Raw genomic sequence first — 18,986 nt, 5'->3', positions numbered from 1 at the left:
CACCGATAATTGAGGTGCCACTGCCTGTGCTAATCGATACCAAGAATGGCAATTCCGAAGGTGGAGACCATCCAGAGCAAAGTGAATGGCATCAGTACCCAGCACATAGCCAGCCACGCACGCCAGTTCTTGAAACTCTTCCACTGGATGTAGGTGATCCAGAAACCCCAGATGCAGCCGATAAGAGCTACGAGGCCCGGAATGAGAGGGAAGGCAAGCTCCCACGTGCGGGAGCATAAGAACGTGGTCTTGCCAGCATCGCAAGCGGGGCCACCAGAGATCGCACCGGCGATGCCAATGACGAGTGCCGTCACAAGCGTCGCCGCGATGACTGAAAGGGTGAACTTGATGGCTGGCTTGAAGGAGTATTCCTCCTTCTCCAGTCGAACTAGAGGATCGTCGTGAGGATCAATGAAATGATCCGGATTCTCGCCAGAGTCTTTACCAGTACCAGTCATGCCTCATAGCCTACGCTGGCGTAATTACTGTCGGGACAGGGCAGTGGCGGACAATCTGATTTGTCGAGGAGCCGATGAACACCCGACCGAATGACGCCAAGGTCGAGGATCCTAGAACCAAGAGGTCGCCCTTTTTCCACTTGATGCTAGACAGTGCTTCATCCCAACCATGGCCCGAGCCGATAGCCGTGTCGACAGGTAGGTCTGGGAAGCGAGTCTGCGCACGGTCCAGGCCACGGTCAAGCAGAGCCATCGCTTGTTCACGCCATTCGACCATCAAATCTTCGGAAGTGCCGAAACCATGCTCAGTGGGATACATCGTTGCGCCACGGGGAGTGAACGCGACCAGTCGTAGTGGAACATCCCAGCGGTGGGCGAGCTCTCCAGCCTTGGTCAGCGCATTGTGGGACTGAGCAGTGTCGATGTAGGCCACATTGACTCGGGTGACGCCATTCTTCGACAGCTTGGGTGCCCGTGGCGCCAACCCCAGTGGGAAAGGAGAGCAGTGCAGCAAGGCGTCTGACGTGGAGCCGATGTGGAATCGGCCAGCCGGCGCGTGGATCTGTGCTCCCAGCAGAATGATATCCGCTTTGAAGTCTCGAGCAGCACGAATAATGGAGTCAGCTTCGGAGGAGGACTCGATGGTGTGAATTGGATCTTCATCGAGCATGCCCTTGCGAATCCCCGCCGCCTTGAATGCGGCGCGAGCTGCCTTAGCCTCCGATTGGGTTTCGTTGCTGATCCATGAGTCGTTATCACTGAGGCGGGCGAGCGAGGTCAGTGGCCACCCGCGCGACAGTACAGTGACGACGCGAATCTGGACTTTGCATGTTCGCGAAAGCCAGGCAGCGTACGACATGGCTTCCATGCCGGTTTTACCCGGGCGCCACGCAACCAGGATACGGAGCGGGCTTGAGGGCATGACGAATTCTCCTTGGGGCACCTTGTTGGGTAGAAGGCTTACTTACCAGCCTACTTTTCCAGGAGAATTCGTGAAATCAAAAACACTTAACGAAAGTGATCGGCTGACCACGCATTGTGTGTTTGCCGTATACCTGCCGGAGATTACTGAGCCGGGTTGTGCTTGTCAGAGTAGGTTTCCAGGACGCGCTTCAAAACAGGCTCGAGCGCTAGACCAACCTGCAGCTCTTCCTTGTTGAGGGTAGAGAACATCTGGGCCATCTGCTCATCGCGTTCGTCGGATACGCGCTTTAGCTCTGCACGACCCTTTTCTGTCAGCTCGACGCGTACGCCTCGGCGGTCGTGGCTGTCACGGATGCGCTCGACCATGCCGGCATCTTCGAGGTGATGGATAGCGTTCGATGCGGTAGGCATTCGAATTGCTTCTGCCTGCGCGATCTGATTGATGCGGCATGCGCCGAGCGAATTCAATGTCATCATGATGGAGAGCTGAGCACGGCTCAGTTGAGACTCGGTTGAGCGACGGCTATACAGTAGCTCCGCACGCGTCAGCAGTGGTCGCAACCTCTTGGCCAAAGAAAGAGCATCAATCTCGGTGTTCTCAGGTGCGGAGGTGCTCGCGGAGGTGTTCTCAGTCATGCCTTTATGCTAACTGGGATTTGTACAAGTTACCAATACAAAATAGTCTCTTTGCCTATGTATCTAATTAGAGGTTAATGAGCATAAACTAACGGCGCCCTTATTTTCCTCACAAAACTGCTGATGAGGCTACAATTTGATTCAGTCATACTTCGGAAAAAATTGATTGATACTGATTGGATATGCCCGGCTATGACCGGATTCCCCGTTTTAGTGGTGGTACGCCCAAGCAAAAACGTCGCTAAGCAAAAGCTGCTTAGCGACGTTTTCTATCAAGCAACGATGCCTTATTAATAAAGGCATCAACCCCGGGTGGGGACTGAGCGGCTACTCGCCAGCGATGAACTTCTCGAGGTCTGCGCGAGCCTGGTCATCAGGAAGCTGACGAGGAGGCGACTTCATCAGGTAAGACGAAGCAGCGTAAACCGGGCCACCGATGCCACGGTCCTTAGCGATCTTTGCAGCACGCAGAGCATCGATGATGATGCCAGCGGAGTTAGGGGAGTCCCAAACTTCCAGCTTGTACTCAAGGTTTAGTGGAACCTCGCCGAATGCCTTACCCTCCAAGCGGACGTACGCCCACTTGCGGTCATCCAACCAATCGATCCAGTCCGATGGGCCGATGTGAACATTGCGATCGTCGATCTTGCCAGCCAGTGGGCCAGTCAAGTTCGACGTCACAGCCTGAGTCTTGGAGATCTTCTTTGACTCGAGACGCTCGCGCTCCAGCATGTTCTTGAAGTCCATGTTGCCGCCGACGTTCAGCTGCAAGGTGCGCTCCAAACGGACGCCACGGTCTTCGAAGAGCTTTGCCATGACGCGGTGGGTGATGGTTGCGCCAACCTGAGACTTAATATCGTCGCCAACGATTGGGACGCCGGCGTCCTCGAACTTCTTTGCCCACTCTGGGTCAGAAGCGATGAAGACTGGCAGTGCGTTCACGAATGCAACATTGGCATCGATTGCACACTGTGCATAGAACTTATCTGCCTGCTCAGAACCAACTGGCAGGTAAGAAACCATGACATCGACCTTGGCATCCTTCAGAGCCTGGACAACATCGACGGGTTCAGCAGCCGACTCATCGATGGTCTCGGCGTAGTACTTGCCAACGCCATCGAGGGTTGGGCCACGCTGAACTTCGATGCCCAGGGTAGGGACTTCAGCGATCTGGATGGTGCAGTTCTCGGAAGCGTTGATTGCTTCAGAAAGATCCTTGCCGACCTTCTTGTCGTCGACATCAAATGCAGCAACGAACTCAACGTCGGAAACGTGGTACTCGCCGAACTGGACATGCATCAAGCCAGGGACGGTCTCGTCAGCCTTGGCATTGCGGTAAAACTCGACGCCTTGGACGAGTGAGGATGCACAGTTGCCGACACCGACAATTGCTACGCGTACGGAACTCATAGACTTGCAGTCTCCTTAATAACTTGAGCCAACTCCGCCGACGCTATACCTATTTGCGAAGCAACCTGTTGCTGAAACCGCGCGGGGGAGAAGATGAACCGATAAAGAAGGGGTAGTGGGGGCTGTACCTGCTAGTCTGTTCGGGTGCTTAAGTGGCAGGACGAAGTCGATCACACGCTGGTGCGGAATAACGCGCTAGCGCAGTGGCGAGCTGGCGAAATAGCCACTCGCTCTCTATGTGATGCCGATTCGCGTCTTGTCGCTGCTGCTCGTTTTCACGGGCAAAAGGCAACACACGTGTGCCCGGTGTGTCGCAAGAGAGACTTGAGACTCGTATCCTGGGTATTCGGACAGAATCTGGGTCGCCGTTCCGGAACTGCTTGTAGTCAGTCAGAACTCGAAGCGCTTGTTGCGCAATATGGGGACTGCACTGTCAAACAAGTTGAGGTGTGCCCAGACTGTAGGTGGAATTTCATAGTACGAACTGCCACCGCTGTCATATGACAAAAATTTTTAGGGAGTACGCCTGTGAGCAAAGATCCACACAGTGGCGTCAACGGGCCAGGGGATACAGGCACTGGCGCGAATGGCGCACATAATGAGGCCTCCGAATGGTGGGATCAGCCCGATCCCGATTCGTCGACCTCGGATAGCACCACGGATTCAGATAGCACCGCAGCGTTTAGCGCAGTGGAAACTGAACCTGTCAACGAAGGTACGAATGGTGCCGACGACGCTGCGGATGCAGCCGAACCACGCGAGGAAGAAGAATTGGCTGACGACTCCGAAAAGGAAGACAGCAAGTCGAAGGGGCCCGGCAACATCTGGGCATGGATCGGTCTCGCGGCTGTACTTGTCGTGTTGTTCCCGGTGGTTGTTTTCGGCGTAGCCTACGTGTCGACGGATGTGCCGGAGCCAGATGAGCTGGTTAATGACCAGATTTCGTTTGTCTTCGACAACACGGGTGAAAAGGAAATCACTCGTATTGTGCCTGAGGCAGGCAACCGTCGTAACGTCCAGATTGAAGACGTACCCGATGAGGTCCGTAACGCAGTGCTTGCTGCCGAGGACCGTGAGTTCTACACGAACCCTGGCTTCTCGCTCAGTGGCTACGGCCGTGCGGCGTGGGGCGTCATTACAGGTAATGCATCTGCAGGTGGCGGCTCGACCATTACACAGCAGTATGTGAAGAATGCGGTCGTTGGTAACGAACGCACCATCACGCGTAAGGCGAAGGAATTCGTCATGTCCGCGAAGATGGCTCGGGAATGGTCGAAGGATGAAATCCTCGAGGCTTACCTGAACACCATCTACTTCGGTCGTAATGCATATGGCATTGCAGCTGCCTCGGATGCGTACTTCGGCAAGCCAGTGAATGAGCTGACCGCAGGCGAGGCTGCAGTTTTGGCGGCAACCATTCAGCGCCCATCCGCGTTGGATCCATGGACGAACCGTCCAGAGGCTGAGCAGCGCTGGAATTACGTCCTTGACGGCATGGTGCAGATGAACGTCCTGCCACAGGCAGAGCGCGCACAGCTGACATATCCTGACACGCTTGACCCTGCCAAGGTGTCCGAGGTTGCTCCAGAGCCGGGCCCAGAAGCCATGATCAAGAATCAGGTTCTGGCGGAGCTGGAAGCCGAGGGCATTAGCGAACAAGACGTCAACACTCGTGGTTTGCGTATCACCACCACCATCGACCCGACAGTTCAGGAAGCAACGCTGGATGCAGTGGAGTCGTGGGTCGATCAATCCACCGGCCTGCGTACCGCCATTGTTTCTGTTGACCCACGCGACGGCGCGGTCCTTGGCTACTACGGTGGCGACGATCCAAATGGTTGGGACTACGCAAATTCTGGCCTGCAGACTGGTTCGACTTTCAAGATCTTCGCCTTGGCCGCTGCTCTTGACCAAGGCATCCCACTGTCGAAGTACTACTCGTCTGCACCAGTGGAGTCAGGTGCGGCGACGATTGAAAACTCAAGCGGTATGTCCTGTGGCTCGTGCCCAATTTCGGAAGCACTGCGTCAGTCGCTGAACACGCCGTTCATTCGCCTCCAGCGCGATCTGAAGAATGGCCCTGATGACACCGCAGCAATGGCTCACAAGCTGGGTGTTGCCAAGTCCATTCCGGGTATCGAAAAGACCCTGATGGAAGACAATGGCCACTCCCAAGACGGCATCACGCTTGGCCAGTATCTAACCCGTCCGCTGGATATGGCGGTAGGCCTGGCAACGTTGGCTAACGATGGCGTCTACCACAAGACCCACTTCGTCAAGAAGGTCGAAACGGTCGACGGTGATGTCCTGCTTGAACGCAAGGATGAAAAGGGAGACCGACGTGTCTCCAAGGCCGTAGCGACGAATGTCATTGATGCTATGAAGCCAATTGCATCGCGCAACAGTCACGCGCTGGCTGGCGGTCGCATGTCGGCAGCAAAGACGGGTACTTCTCAGCTTGGTGATACTGGCCAGAACAAGGATGCCTGGATGATCGGCGCAACTCCTCAGCTGTCGACCGCTGTATGGGTTGGCAACGTTGATGGTTCCGCGTTGTACAACCGTTGGGGCGGCAACATGTTCGGTTCGCACACGCCGTCCGACTTGTGGAAGTCGGTCATGGACGACTCGCTGGCGAATGAGGACTGGATTCCATTCTCTGATCCAGAGGCAATCGGTGGTGTCGCGGGCGCGCCGGGCTGGTCCGGTAGCGGCAGCAGTGGTGGCGGAGGAGCACAGACTACTCAGCAGTACACCCAGCAGTACACGCCGGAAGCGACTACCGAAGAGACGACGGTCATCGAGGAAGCCCCTGTGGAGCCAGTAGTACCTGAGATTCCACCAATCGAGATCCCAGAGCCGCCAGCTCCACCGGCTGACGGTGGCGGTGGCGGAGCACCTCCTATTCCACCCGCACTTGAAGATCTCTTCGGCGGCGGTGCGTAGTGGATACCTGGTTGATCCTGACCATGGCCTGCGTCGGCGTGGGATTCCTCTTCTTCGGCGCAGCGTTCTTCGGTTACATGTCTAAGTGGGAAAAGAGCATTATCTGGGGCCTATGTATCGGAGCATTCGTCCTAGTGACTGTTATTCCAGTGATCATCGCCGTTTCGCACGCAGCCACGACGACTCCATAACTCCCATGTTGTTGTCTGACACTGTGTTTGCCTGACGACGAGCTCGTCGTAAAGAACCTCACCCGTAACACAGGGTGGGGTTCTTTTTGCTTCCTGTGATTAGGTAAAACGCGTGTCATGGGCTACCCTTGCAGGGTTGCCTGACGCAACGACCCTCCTGCCACGAAGAGCTTTTCGTGGCCGAAATATTCGAAACTAGACCATAGGAGGTGATGAGGTCCGTGCGTCAATACGAAGTAATGATCATCCTCGATCCATCGCTGGATGAACGCACCGTAGGCCCGTCGCTGGAGAAGTACTTGGACGTCGTCCGTAAGGAAAACGGTCAGGTAGAGAAGGTAGACATCTGGGGCAAGCGCCACCTTGCTTACCCAATCGAGAAGAAGGAAGAGGGCATTTACGCTGTTCTCGACCTGAAGTGCGAGTCCGCAACGGTACTCGAGCTCGACCGTCGTCTGAACCTGAACGACTCCATCCTGCGCACCAAGGTGCTGCGGGGCGATCGCTAATCATGCGTCTTTCTCGTTGGTTGTTAAACAACTGACGAGATGAAAACGCTCAACGTAGGATGGCGAGCGATGTCTAGTGTCAGCAATAGCTGGCTATATGTCGCTGGATTCCTCGCGTTGATAGAAAACCGAGTAAGCCCCAAAACAACCTAGGAGTAAGACATGGCACAGGGAGAGACTCCGATTACGCTGGTAGGCAACGTTGTTGCTGAACCAGAGCTGAAGTACACGCAGTCTGGTGCTGCTGTTGCTAATTTCCGTATCGCTTCGACGCCACGGTTCTACAACAGGGACACCAATCAGTGGACCGATGGTGATGGCTTGTTCCTCACCTGCAACGTCTGGCGTGACGCAGCTGAAAATGTAGTCGAGACTCTCAGTAAGGGCATGCGCGTTATCGTGTATGGCCGTCTGCGCCAGCGTAATTACGAAACTCGCGAGGGCGAGCGTCGTACCGTGTACGAGGTTGAAGTAGACGAGGTTGGACCTTCGTTGCGCTTCGCTTCGGCTCAGGTCAATCGCAATCCTCGTAACTCTGGCGGTGGCCAGGGTCAGGGTGGTTTTGGTGGCGGTGCCCGTCAGGGTGGTGCCAACCAGGGTGGTCGTGGCTTCGGCGGCGGCAATCAGGGTGGTTTTAATCAGGGCGGTGGCCAGGGTGGTAACCAGGGCTTCGGTGGCGGAGCGCCAACTGAAGATCCGTGGAACTCTGCACCAATGTCCGGTGGCGGTTTCGCTGGTGGCGACTCAGAGCCACCTTTCTAAGCGCGTTTTCGCATAGATCAGTAGATCAAACAAGCATTTAATTCACTAGACATTTCCAGCGAAAGGCAGGGATCATGAAGCTGATCCTCACCGCCGCCGTTGATAACCTCGGTGTCGCAGGCGACATCGTTGAGGTCAAGGCCGGCTATGGACGTAATTACCTGCTTCCCCGCGGACTGGCAATTGTAGCTACCCGTGGCGCAGAGAAGCAGATTGAAGGCATCCGCCGTGCAACCGAGGCTCGCGAAATTCGCGACCTGGATCACGCACGCGAGGTCAAGGCATCTCTCGATGCTCTTGAGAACGTGACTGTAACTGTTAAGGCATCCGAGTCCGGCAAGCTCTTCGGCTCCGTGACTAAGGGCGATATCGCCGATGCAGTTCGTAAGGCTTCTGGTCAGGCAGTGGACAAGCGTGCGGTAGAGCTCGCTCCAAGCCAGATCAAGTCTCTTGGTAAGCACACCGTTGACATTGCGCTGCACCCACAGGTTGTCGCGCACGTCTCCGTACAGGTCGTCGCCGGTTAATCCGGAGCAAAACTTTTAACGACGGCGGCTGGCTCACACCAGCCCAATGACAACAGCGCACTGAAGGTCCTGGTTCCCACGTTGTGGGTTCGCAGGGCCTTCAGTGTTTGTGTCGTGGTGTCAGTGTGGATAGTTGTGACTAGTTGGACATGGCCTGTGGAGAAACTGTTGACAATTACCTGGGCTTTTGCGTTACGACGAGCCGGTGTGCTGCATAGAAAGTAAAGCAATAGTTGCGAGATAGTTGCGAGGATGGCGGCCTAACGGGTACCCCTGAAACGGGGATTCTTCCTAAAAAGGCTGTGACCTGCATAAATAGGCGCTTTAACGAGCTATTACCGCAGAACTCGTACTACTCACAATTTTCTCGAGATCTATCCACACTTTGTCATGGGAATTCATCAGGCGTTCACAATTTATCCCCATGGTTATCCACAAAGCCTGTGGATAACTCTCTAAAGTTGACCTTGAAGGTTGCATTTTCGAACGTCAGTTATCCACAGTGATCCAGGGTTTTCTGCACAATGAAGACTAAGCCCAGATATACAGAAACGAGTACCGAGGAACCATGAGCCAGGCGTTCGAAGCAGATGACAGCGCTGCGTTTGATGCAAGCATCGACGATGTTCCGTTGCCGCCGGAACCAGCCTTTAGTGGTGGTGGAGCTACCGGCGGGTCGTCGCGAAGCAATCGTTTCGATGACGATCGCCGGCGTGGCGAGGTTGCCTCGCGTGGCACTGATTATGGTCGCGAACTGCCTCACAGCATTGAAGCGGAGCAGGGTGTGCTGGGAGGCATGCTGCTGAATCCGCAGGCGGTCGCGGATGTGTACGAAATTTTGCGGCCAGAGGATTTCTACCGTCCAGCGCATCAGCTGGTCTATCAGGCAATTCTGCATTTGTATGGCGAGTCCTCCGAGGTGGACCCAATCCTGGTGGCGGGTCGGTTGGACCGGTTGGGCGAACTCGAGCGGGTCGGTGGCGCACCGTATTTGCACACATTGATGTCGATGGTGCCCACTGCAGCGAATGCTCATTACTACGCGAAGATTGTCGCGGAGAAGGCGCTGGTTCGTCGCTTGGTGGAGGCGGGCACGCAGATCACGCAGATTGCCTACGCGGGTGCTGAGGACGCTGAACCTGAGGTGTTGGTCGATCAGGCGCAGCAGCTGATTTTCGGTGTTGGTCGAGACAACGAGAAGACGGACTACTCGTCGCTGTCCGAATTGCTTGATCCGACTTTGGCGGAGTTGGAGAAGATCAGTGAGGAGGGTGGTCTTGCGCAGGGTATTCCTACGGGCTTCTCTCGTCTCGACGAACTGACGAACGGTCTCCACGGCGGTCAGATGGTGATCATCGCGGCGCGTCCGGGTGTTGGTAAGTCAACGTTGGCGCTGGACTTCATGCGTTCGGCGTCTATTACGCATGGCAAGGCCAGTGTCATTTTCTCGTTGGAAATGTCGAAGATCGAGATTATGATGCGCATGCTGTCGGCGGAGACCAAGATCAATTTGGCAAAGCTGCGTTCGGGTCGCATGGAAGAGAAGGACTGGGCAAAGCTTGTTGAACGGACAGAGCAGATTGCGGATGCTCCGCTGTTCATTGATGACTCGCCAAACATGACCATGATGGAGATTCGTGCAAAGGCACGTCAGCTAAAGCAGAAGCATGATCTCGGTTTGATCGTGGTCGACTACTTGCAGCTGATGAGCTCGGGCAAGAAGGTTGAATCCCGTCAGCAAGAAGTTTCGGAGTTCTCTCGTCAATTGAAGCTGTTGGCGAAGGAAGTCGATGTTCCGTTGATCGCCATTTCTCAGCTGAACCGTGGCCCAGAGTCTCGTACAGATAAGAAACCACAGGTATCCGATCTGCGTGAATCTGGTTCGCTAGAGCAGGATGCCGATATGGTTATGCTGTTGTATCGCCCAGATTCGCAGGACGAAAGCAGCGAGCGCGCGGGCGAAGCAGACATCATTTTGGCAAAGCACCGTGGTGGCCCGATCGGCACCATTGCCGTTGCTCACCAGCTGCATTACTCGCGTTTCGTGGACCTTGCCCCGGAACACTAATGCAGGTGAAGTTTCGTAACTAGCGTTTTTCGCAGGTAAGATTACTGTTTTGTGTGCGTATCTATCGATATGCCATCGAAGATAATGCGCAAACTAACTAGTACTAGGCAAACCAGTACTAGACGAATCAGCAATGCTGGATGCGTACCGTGGGAATGTGGGAAAGGGCAGAGTCAGTTGTCGGAAGAATCAACAGTGGCAACGACTTCTGCTGCACAACCCGAAACAACTGCGCCACAGGCTAAGGCGAAGTCAAAGAAGTCCGATAAACCTCGTGTGCTGTGGGTCGACGCGGCAAAGGGTCTTTGTATCCTGTTGGTCGTGTTGGGTCACTCAGTGACAGAAATGGGTGGTCATGGCTATGACACCAAGTTCTGGACCGAGTTTAACTTCTTCCTCGGCCCCATCCGTATGCCGTTGTTTTTCTTGCTGTCGGGTCTCTTCGCTGGAAAGGCGTTGGCCGAATCCTGGGAGAAGCTGGCAAACCGTCGTATTTGGGTGATGGTGTGGCTGTATGTCATTTGGGTGCCAGCGCGAGAGATTGCGTTGGGCCTGCTACCGGGCAGTCGGGTCGGAGTCCTTGGCATCACTCGGCGACCAACGTTGTGGGATCCGCAGACCTGGCCTAGCGCTGCGTACAACACCTTGCACGCAGCCGTAGAACCAACGTCGTACTTGTGGTTCTTGTGGGCGCTTGCATTATTCGCCATTTTGACGAAAGCCACCCGGCATATTCATCCCGTAGTTCAGATCATCATTGCCGCATTGATCAACGTGTACGAGCCATTTGCTGGCACCAGCTGGTCGTGGGACTTTGTTTCCAAGATGTACGTGTTCTACTTGCTTGGCATTTATGGTGCACCGTGGCTGTTCCGAATGGTGCACCGTCGCAAGGGAGCATTCTTGGCAGTGGCCCTGGGTCTGTATCTGGCTGTTGCGACGTACATTTTGATGACGTATCCGTCCTTCAACGCTGGCAACGTGGGGTACACGCGGTTGTTCCTGAGCATCACGGGTGTCTTGGCAGCGGTCAACATCATGGCAATTGTGCAGAATTATTCGTTTGCTCGACCATTCGAGGCGTTGGGTAAACGAACGCTGCCCATCTTCTTGATGCACATTCCAATGCTCAAAGTTGTCGCTCTCACCTGTGACAATATTCTGCCGGCGGATCCTGGCATGTACATCATGATTCCGCTGACCACCGTCCTCGCTGCACTCATGTGCTTGGGTGCGCAGAAGATTCTCATTTCCATTGGCGCCGGCTGGTTGTTTAAACGTCCGGCCTGGTTTGTGCGAATGACCACTCCGAAGTCCGTCTAAGCTCGGTAGTGCGATAGTGATCGTGGTCATTCACTGTCCCTGCTCATCACAACGAAAGTCCTCCACATGCGTTTAGCTACTCTGCGTCACAACGGTTCGACGCATGCCGCTCTTCTTCGCTCCACTTCGGCTCTGCTTTTCGACGAGTCGTGTGTGGGCTCATTGCTCGCACAGGAAGGGTGGGCAGATAAGGTTCGTCGTAAAGCTGAGATTGTGGATCCACAACCAGGGGAAGTGTTGCCGGAGTCAGAATGGGCGTTTGCCCCATTGATTCCTCGCCCGGGCAAGATCGTGTGCGTGGGGCTGAACTATGCGGCGCACATCGAAGAGATGGGGCATGAGCGTCCCGAGGTGCCGACTTTGTTTGCGAAGTTCGCGGATGCGGTTGCGGGTGCTCGTGACGACGTGATTGTGCCAGAGTCGGCTGGCGTGAAAGCGTTGGATTACGAGGGTGAGTTGGCGGTAGTACTCGGCGAGACCGTGTTCGGTGTGGACGAGGCAGCAGCCGAGAAGGCGATTGCCGGGTACGCGATCATGGATGATTTCACGCAGCGCGATAAGCAGTATGCGACGCAGCAGTGGTTACAGGGAAAAACTTTACAGAGGGCATCAGGTTTCGGTCCCTGGTTATTGACGGCGGATGAATTCGACGCGGAGGCGGCGCGGGTGCGGACATGGGTCGACGGTGAACTTCGTCAGGATGCCCCAATTGCCGATCTCGTGTTCCCGCCAGCCATGTTGGTGTCCTATGTGTCGCAATTCGTTCAGCTGAACCCTGGCGATGTTATTTCGACGGGTACGCCAGCCGGTGTGGGGCATGGCATGAAGCCACCTGTGTACCTCCAGGACGGCCAGGTAGTGCGCGTGGCCATCGATGGTCTGGGTGAACAGCAGAACACTATTCGTATTCGCTAAAGCGGTATATAGGCAATTTTCGGGATCTTTAGGGGTATCGGGAATTAACTGACATGAAGTAGCGTTGCAGGGAGCAACCACCTATACGGATACCTCTAGGAGTATTTTATGGCTACCGTTGATGTCACCAACGAGACCTTTGAGTCGACTATTAAGGACAACGACACAGTTATTGTCGACGCTTGGGCGTCGTGGTGTGGTCCTTGCCGTCAGTTCGCACCGATCTTCGAGAAGGCTTCGGAAGATCACAAGGATGTTGTGTTCGCAAAGCTCGATACTGACGCAAACCAGGAAGTCTCTGCAGCGCTGGGCATCCAGGCAATTCCATCCATCTTCCTGTTCCGCGAGGGTGTCCTGCTGTTCCAGCACTCGGGTGTGTTGCCTCCACAGGCTATCGACGATGTTTTGAAGCAGGCTGCTGAGCTCGACATGGACGATGTCCGTAAGCAGATCGCAGACGAGCAGGGCAAGGCTCCAGAAGCCTAAATCTGTCTCAACAGCCCGAAGGCAACCGAGGGTTGATAGCAGCTTCCGCTGGATTGGTAGAGGAGCTGCTGTACAAGAAAAAGTGGCTAGCCGTCCCTTCCAAGTCAAGGGCGGCTAGCCACTTTCGTGTTTCTACTGGGCTTATGCCTTCTTGCGACGAGGCAAGAACCAACCAATTGCGACACCTACAGCCAGTAGGGCCATTCCTCCGACGACCTTCAGGAGACCACCATCGGCTTCTGCGCCTTCTTCGAGCGGTTCCATGGCCGCAATGTCCTTGGAGTCATCGTTTGTTTCGTCTGGAATGTGTCCGTCAGGGAAGACGTCGGCAATAGCTTGGGTGAAGTCTTCCGGAGAAACGTAACTCGCAAGCGCGACCACAATGTATCGATTGTCTTCGCCCATGAACCCGCCAACCGCGCGGATTTCTGGGTCGTACCAGCCACCCTTGACGGCGATTCGCTCGTCGGGAAGCGCAGCGCGAAGACCGATATTCTGGTCGGCACTGCCATAAGAAAAGCGTGGCACGGAGTACATCATGCGAATGAAGTAGTCAGTTTCAGCTTCACTCATTCCGCCTTCCGACGACAGGACGCCGTCAAAGAAGCGAACCATGTCGGCAGGGGAGCTGGCCGTGGCGCCCCAGTCTGGATTGGGTTGCGTTGAGGACGAAAGCTGGTAGCGCTCCTTCGCACTGGCGATAATGTCGGTACCGCCGTACGTGGCCCACAATTGATTTGTAGCTTCATTATCGGAGTAGCGGATCATGTCATCACGGAGCATGGCATCCTGATTGCCATCAACTGGAGCTTCGCCTTCGCCACCTTCGATCTTGCCGGTGGGCTGGTTGTAATTAGTGAAACCCACGGTTTCGGCAATAAAGACCTTCGACAAACTCGCTAGTTCAAAGGACTCATCGCAGGCAGAGTTACAAATGAACTCGCCGGTCTTGCGGTCGAGGAAGCCGATACCGAACTCGCCACCGTCCTTCTCGATTGCGGTGGTGACCTTGTCCATGCGCTCCTGGATGCCCTTACCCCGGTTGGTAGTTGGGCCGTCCGAGTAGCGCTCGACTTCATCGTCCGGGGTCTCGGAATAGGTGGCCTGCTTCTCGGCGGTCTTCTTTTTGGAAGACTTTTCGGCGCTCTTCGTAGTGGTCTTCGACGTCGCCTTTTCCTTCGATGGTTCGGAAACCTTCGAGCTCGAAGCCTTCTCTGGCCCAGGCTTTGAGGATGTAGATGTCTTGTCCTGAGCCATTGCATCGTCTGCAAGGACAACAGGGCCAGAAGCAAGGAGGCAAGCGGCCGCCACAGCGGTGGCAGAGGCCTTAACAGCCGATCGTCGAGAAGCGAACATAGATTGAAACATTACAACGAGATAACTAGGACTTCTGCTTGGGAGGTGTGTTAACGGCGGTCATGTCGCGAAACAGCGGTGAATGGCATTAACGCCGGGAGTGTATTCGTTGCGTAGAATCTCTAGAGAGATGTCATTAGATTAGGTGGCAACTGCACTCTTCGGAAGGACACAACTCCCATGGCCAATCCATTCAGCAAGGGCTGGAAGTACATGATGGCATCGTTCGATAAGTCGATCGATGACAATGCAGATCCGAAGGTCCAGATTCACCAGGCTGCCGAAGCTGCGCGCAAGCAGCATCAGGAAATTCAGCGTCAAGCTGCAGCGGTTATTGGTAATCGTAATCAGCTGGAAATGCAGCTTGGCCGGCTGACAAAGGAACGCGAGAAGCTGACCACGAATACTCGTGCCGCGTTGCAGCAGGCAGATGCTGCCCGCTCGGCTGGTGATGAAGCGAAGGCAGTCAACTTCGAGCAGACCGCAGAGGTTTTCGCTTCACAGTTGGTGAGTGTGGAAACTGAGCTCGAGCAGACGACTCAGATGCATGAGCAGGCAGTTCGTGCTGCTGATGAAGCGCAGAAGCAGGCTAAGCAGTCCCAGATGCAGTACGAGCAAATGAAGGGTCAGATTCGCGAGCTGGAGGCTCAGGCGGATCAGGCAAAGATGCAGGAGACTGCGTCGGAGACTTTGTCTCGAATGAAGGGCGTCTCCAACGATCCGAATACTCCCACGCTTGATTCCGTCCGAGAAAAGATTGAGTCGCGCTATGCGAATGCTCTCGGTGCTCAGGAATTGGCAGCAGACAGCCATGCAGGTCGCATGGCTGAGATCGAGGCTAGTGGCGTGGACATGAAGGCGGATGCTCGTCTTGCAGAGATCCGCGCGCAGATGGCCAATGAAAACAATGCGCTCGAATCTGGTTCTTCGTCCGACAAGCCAGCGGGTGAACTCAATGCAGCTCCAGAGGCGGATGCTGCCGTCGCGGACTACGCAGGCGCTGCAGATGCCACCAATGATGCAGAGAACGTGGATGACGCTGACGCTGTCGGCGCCCCTCAGACTTCTAATGCCACGGAGACTGCCGTCGACGAGCAGTACGAAGAGGTCGACGCAGAATACGCTGACCAGGATCAGGCCGGCGCTGCAGGTACCGCCGACGAGGACAAGTAGCCCGTCAAGTTCGTAACAATGACGTCTTCGGTGTCTTTTCCGAGACGCCTCTCACATGCAATGACCGTAGCTACAGCAAACAGCTGCAGCTACGGTCATTCTTGTCAGACTGGAGTTAGGACTCTCCGCGACCTTCCTTTTCAGCCTGTTGCTTGCGACTAAGCAGCACGCCTCGGATTCCAGCATGGAAACCATCGCGCAGATTCACGCGCTGGTTTTCCGTCAGCGTGTATTCGTGCAACGTTTCGCACGCGAACTGCAACAGTGGGCGGTCAATTTCTGGAGGTAGACCGCCCCCTGACAAGAGGTGCGCTTCGTCACGAGCCTGTTCAGATGCCACATTCTCATACCACCAGTTCGCGTACTGCTGGCCCACATCGAATGGCGTCTGAAATCCAGCCGATGCCCACACCTCATTCGGCAATGGAACGTATCGGGAACGCAGCTTTCGGCGCGGTGCCATCATCGATGGATTCGGACGTGGACCTGGCTTCGCTGGACTTGGGGTCGGTTCAGGCTTTGCGACGGACTCACCCTCAGCAACAACCTCCTCCTTCGCCACCTCAGCGGTTGGAGTAGTCACGTCAGACTGTGGTGCCTGCTCTTCGACCACCTTGGCTGACTCTGCTGCCGTATGTTCGGCCTGAACTGGGATTTCGCGAGCGCCCACTTTTGCTGCCGCTTCCACTTCCCGTACCTTCGGCACTTCTGCCTTGGCGTAGGGAGTGGCGCCCGGGCAGCAATCGTCGTCAGGCGTAGTTTCGGAGGATTTCTCCACGGCGGATGGTTCCGGGATGCGAGTATCTGGAACGACGGTAGGTCCGGCTTCTTCCTCCGGCTCGATGTCGCCGAGTGGCTTGTCGCGGATGACCGGCGGGATCGGACCTTCGAGAACGTTGATCTGCATGGAGTCTGCGAAGTCTTCGCGTGGATCAAGGATCGTGGTGGAATCGCAGGCATGGCGGAGTGCGGATGACATGGAATCCCAACCGAAGCCGTACAAGTGCACGCGGACACCAGCGTTTGATGCTTCGTTGACGCCAGGAAGCATGTCGGCGTCACCGGAGACCAGCACGATGTCAGAGGCTTGACCACGGATCGCGGCGATAACCATGTCAGCGACCAAACGGGTATCGACTGCCTTTTGCGTGCGACGATCACCCCATTCGATGAGCTGACCGGCGCGAAGCTGGACGCCGTCGATGGTGCGGAGCGATCGTTGATATCGGTGTGGGCCTGATTCGGGGATTCCGTCGTACCAGAGTTGACGCTGAACTGGCTGGTCCAGCTGCTGGCTAATCATTCTGTCTAAAACTGAAACTACGTCTCGAAGGTCGATTTCTAATTGGCCGCGGGCTCCGGTCTCCCACGAGTTATAGAAGCTCGCGAGTAAATAAGAGGTGTCAACAAAGACAAGTGTGCGTTCAAGCATGGTCTCCTTCAATCCGTTCATTTCTAGCTAATCTAAATTTGTTCTACCCTCCAGGATGCACGAGATTACATCTCTTGGTTTGCTGGTTTCGCCGGATTTCGTTGAAAGTCGAGATGAAATCAGTGCTACACCAGTGCTAAACCGGGATGTGACGACGCGTACCTGGTTGGTCTTTTCGATGACCTTCAACCTTACGGGGCAGGCACAACTCGGTTTAGCACTGGAAGGGGACATTCATGAAGCGTTGGTTCGCCATGTTGGTGGCGGTGACGCTTCTGAGTCAAGCTGTTTTCAACGGTGGTCGTGTCTTATTGAGTTGGCGTGTGCTGGCAATGGGTGGCGATGCGGCTCTTATCGGTTGGTTCACCGCAGCTTTCTCGTTGGTTCCTTTACTTATTGCAGTGCCGGCGGGCCGTTTCGTTGACGCAGGTCGAGCTCCAGCGATCATGCGCGCCGGGCTGATCGTGACCGTGTTTGCCCCGGCGGGCATGGCGCTGTCGTCACACTTTGCGCTTCTTTTCCTTTCTTATGTAGCGCTTGGCTTTGCCCACATGACAACTCTCATCGCTGGTCAGGGAATGGCCTCCAAATTGCGGGGCTCAAGCTCAGGTCTTGATTCTCTGTTTGCCTATCTGACCCTCGGCATTTCTGTCGGCCAGCTCATTGGCATTTCCTTCGCCGGAGCCATTGCATCCATGGCCGCTGAATCTGACATCACTGGCGCCACCGATCCCGCCACCACGACGAGCGTCAACACGACCCCGGCATTATGGTGGCTCACCGGGCTCGCCGCGATAGCTCTTGCTGCTGGTTGGTTTAACGCATCTGCTTTCCGACGATTCGACCTCACCACTTCGTCGCACAAGACCGGCACGGAAACGTCGAGAAGCACCGGCACTTTCGAAATGCTCCGCTTGCCCGGCATGCCAAGTGCAATGACTGCGTCCATCGCTGTGATCGTCGCTATCGATCTACTTACCGCGTATATGCCGGTGCTGGGACATGAACTGGGGATCCCGGTCGCGGAGGTCACCATCATTCTGGCGGCGCGATCGGCGATGGCGGTTGTTTCGCGGGCTCTTATGCCACTGGTGCTTCGGCATACCAACCGCAACCTTGTACTGATCGTGACGACCTCGGTCGGTGCAGTACCTCTGTTAGCGATGCCGTTCGCCACCACTTCTATTCAGCTCACCCTTTTGTCTGGTGTGTGCGGCCTTGCTTGGGGATTTGTCATGCCCATGACCATGACCTGGATTTCACAGCTTGTCGACGACCGTGATCGAGCACTCGCGCTGTCTGTCCGGTTGATGGGCAATCGCTTGGCACAAGTGTTAGTGCCACCAGTAGCGGGAATCATCGCCACCTCCACGGGAGTTGGTTCGGTGTTCCTTGTATCTGGGTTGCTTTCAGCGGCCTCGGCGGTAGGGACGGTTCGAGAACTGGGGATGAAGGGGCGAAACTGACTCGGCCCATACTCAAATTGAGGTTAATAGGAGGCGAAATCTAGAGAAAACTCTTTGTGGGTGACTCCCGGGGCGCTAGATTTCGAGCCTTTGTGCCCCTTGACGTGGTGTTTTGTGTTGTTGTGTGGGGGTGTGTACTGTAGTCCGAGTCAGCGACGCTGTGGCCGCGGGGTGTGTAGCACTTGGTGGTTGGGGTTGTTGTTGGTGTTTGTTAACTGGTTGTTTGGTTCGATTTTGTTTTTCGGGCTGGGTGGCGTAAGGTTAACGTTCGCTGCCAGGGGCGCGCACGGTTGGTGTGTGGTTGTTGGTGGTGGTGTTGTTTGAGAACTCGATAGTGTGCCGATGTACTTTATTTTGTGATGCGCATGGATTGCGTTGGTGGGTACCTGGGTCTTTTTTGGTGG

The 18,986-nt window shown here is 55.4% G+C and carries 18 protein-coding genes; 12 read left to right on the top strand and 6 right to left on the bottom strand.

Annotated elements, in window-relative coordinates; genetic code table 11:
• Positions 1–29 precede the first annotated feature (29 nt).
• From WG934_RS00090 to WG934_RS00075, 4 genes are all read right to left on the bottom strand, one after another.
• On the bottom strand, positions 30–458 hold the full coding sequence (locus tag WG934_RS00090; RefSeq protein ID WP_339976330.1) for a hypothetical protein: 429 nt from the start codon (positions 456–458) through the stop codon (positions 30–32).
• A 10-nt stretch (positions 459–468) separates the two neighbouring features.
• The gene (locus tag WG934_RS00085) at positions 469–1,380 is read right to left on the bottom strand and encodes a universal stress protein (RefSeq protein WP_339976328.1); all 912 of its coding nucleotides are present in this window, start codon (positions 1,378–1,380) and stop codon (positions 469–471) included.
• Positions 1,381–1,523: 143 nt separating this feature from the next.
• Positions 1,524–2,018, bottom strand: a complete 495-nt coding sequence (locus WG934_RS00080) for a MarR family winged helix-turn-helix transcriptional regulator (RefSeq protein ID WP_339976326.1) — start codon at positions 2,016–2,018, stop codon at positions 1,524–1,526.
• A 327-nt stretch (positions 2,019–2,345) separates the two neighbouring features.
• Positions 2,346–3,428 carry an inositol-3-phosphate synthase gene (locus tag WG934_RS00075; RefSeq protein WP_339976324.1) on the bottom strand — a complete coding sequence of 361 codons (1,083 nt, stop codon included), beginning with the start codon at positions 3,426–3,428 and terminating at the stop codon, positions 2,346–2,348.
• A 144-nt stretch (positions 3,429–3,572) separates the two neighbouring features.
• Here WG934_RS00075 and WG934_RS00070 point away from each other — a divergent pair, with 144 nt between their 5' ends.
• The 10 genes from WG934_RS00070 to trxA all read left to right on the top strand — a co-directional run bounded on the left by WG934_RS00070 (position 3,573) and on the right by trxA (position 13,155).
• Positions 3,573–3,932 (top strand): DUF5318 family protein, encoded by a 360-nt coding sequence (locus WG934_RS00070; protein ID WP_339976322.1) that lies wholly within the window; start codon positions 3,573–3,575, stop codon positions 3,930–3,932.
• Between the two features lie 267 nt (positions 3,933–4,199).
• Positions 4,200–6,374: a transglycosylase domain-containing protein gene (locus tag WG934_RS00065; RefSeq protein WP_445228160.1), complete on the top strand. Its 2,175-nt coding sequence runs from the start codon at positions 4,200–4,202 to the stop codon at positions 6,372–6,374.
• A complete protein-coding gene (locus WG934_RS00060) occupies positions 6,374–6,565 on the top strand; it encodes a hypothetical protein (protein ID WP_339988168.1) in 192 nt (63 codons plus the stop codon). Before WG934_RS00065 ends, WG934_RS00060 begins: the two co-directional genes overlap by 1 nt.
• Positions 6,566–6,786: 221 nt before the next feature.
• Positions 6,787–7,074 carry a 30S ribosomal protein S6 gene (gene rpsF / locus WG934_RS00055; protein WP_339988167.1) on the top strand — a complete coding sequence of 96 codons (288 nt, stop codon included), beginning with the start codon at positions 6,787–6,789 and terminating at the stop codon, positions 7,072–7,074.
• A 162-nt stretch (positions 7,075–7,236) separates the two neighbouring features.
• Entirely contained in the window at positions 7,237–7,836 is a 600-nt protein-coding gene (locus tag WG934_RS00050) for a single-stranded DNA-binding protein (protein ID WP_339988166.1), read from the top strand.
• A gap of 74 nt (positions 7,837–7,910) precedes the next feature.
• On the top strand, positions 7,911–8,363 hold the full coding sequence (rplI, locus tag WG934_RS00045; protein WP_339976314.1) for a 50S ribosomal protein L9: 453 nt from the start codon (positions 7,911–7,913) through the stop codon (positions 8,361–8,363).
• 568 nt (positions 8,364–8,931) lie between these two features.
• Entirely contained in the window at positions 8,932–10,431 is a 1,500-nt protein-coding gene (gene dnaB, locus WG934_RS00040; protein ID WP_339988165.1) for a replicative DNA helicase, read from the top strand.
• A 195-nt stretch (positions 10,432–10,626) separates the two neighbouring features.
• Entirely contained in the window at positions 10,627–11,754 is a 1,128-nt protein-coding gene (locus tag WG934_RS00035; RefSeq protein WP_339976310.1) for an acyltransferase family protein, read from the top strand.
• A gap of 66 nt (positions 11,755–11,820) precedes the next feature.
• Positions 11,821–12,669 (top strand): fumarylacetoacetate hydrolase family protein, encoded by an 849-nt coding sequence (locus WG934_RS00030; protein WP_339988164.1) that lies wholly within the window; start codon positions 11,821–11,823, stop codon positions 12,667–12,669.
• Between the two features lie 108 nt (positions 12,670–12,777).
• Positions 12,778–13,155 carry a thioredoxin gene (trxA, locus tag WG934_RS00025; RefSeq protein WP_339976306.1) on the top strand — a complete coding sequence of 126 codons (378 nt, stop codon included), beginning with the start codon at positions 12,778–12,780 and terminating at the stop codon, positions 13,153–13,155.
• 141 nt (positions 13,156–13,296) lie between these two features.
• Here trxA and WG934_RS00020 read toward each other — a convergent pair whose 3' ends face one another.
• Positions 13,297–14,511 (bottom strand): serine hydrolase, encoded by a 1,215-nt coding sequence (locus tag WG934_RS00020; RefSeq protein WP_339988163.1) that lies wholly within the window; start codon positions 14,509–14,511, stop codon positions 13,297–13,299.
• Positions 14,512–14,691: 180 nt separating this feature from the next.
• Here WG934_RS00020 and WG934_RS00015 point away from each other — a divergent pair, with 180 nt between their 5' ends.
• Complete coding sequence (locus WG934_RS00015; protein ID WP_339976302.1) at positions 14,692–15,684, top strand: PspA/IM30 family protein; 993 nt, start codon at positions 14,692–14,694, stop codon at positions 15,682–15,684.
• Positions 15,685–15,799: 115 nt separating this feature from the next.
• On the opposite strand, the gene WG934_RS00010 is transcribed toward WG934_RS00015, so the two are convergent.
• A complete protein-coding gene (locus WG934_RS00010; RefSeq protein ID WP_339988370.1) occupies positions 15,800–17,116 on the bottom strand; it encodes an NYN domain-containing protein in 1,317 nt (438 codons plus the stop codon).
• A gap of 236 nt (positions 17,117–17,352) precedes the next feature.
• Between WG934_RS00010 and WG934_RS00005 the strand changes: the two genes are divergently transcribed.
• Positions 17,353–18,582, top strand: a complete 1,230-nt coding sequence (locus WG934_RS00005; RefSeq protein ID WP_339988162.1) for an MFS transporter — start codon at positions 17,353–17,355, stop codon at positions 18,580–18,582.
• The last annotated feature ends 404 nt before the right edge of the window (positions 18,583–18,986 follow it).

Source organism: Corynebacterium sp. H78 (assembly GCF_037572275.1).
Taxonomy (GTDB): Bacteria; Actinomycetota; Actinomycetes; order Mycobacteriales; family Mycobacteriaceae; genus Corynebacterium.
The sequence above is the reverse complement of the archived record's forward strand: the minus strand, read 5'-3'. Positions and strand labels throughout refer to the sequence as shown.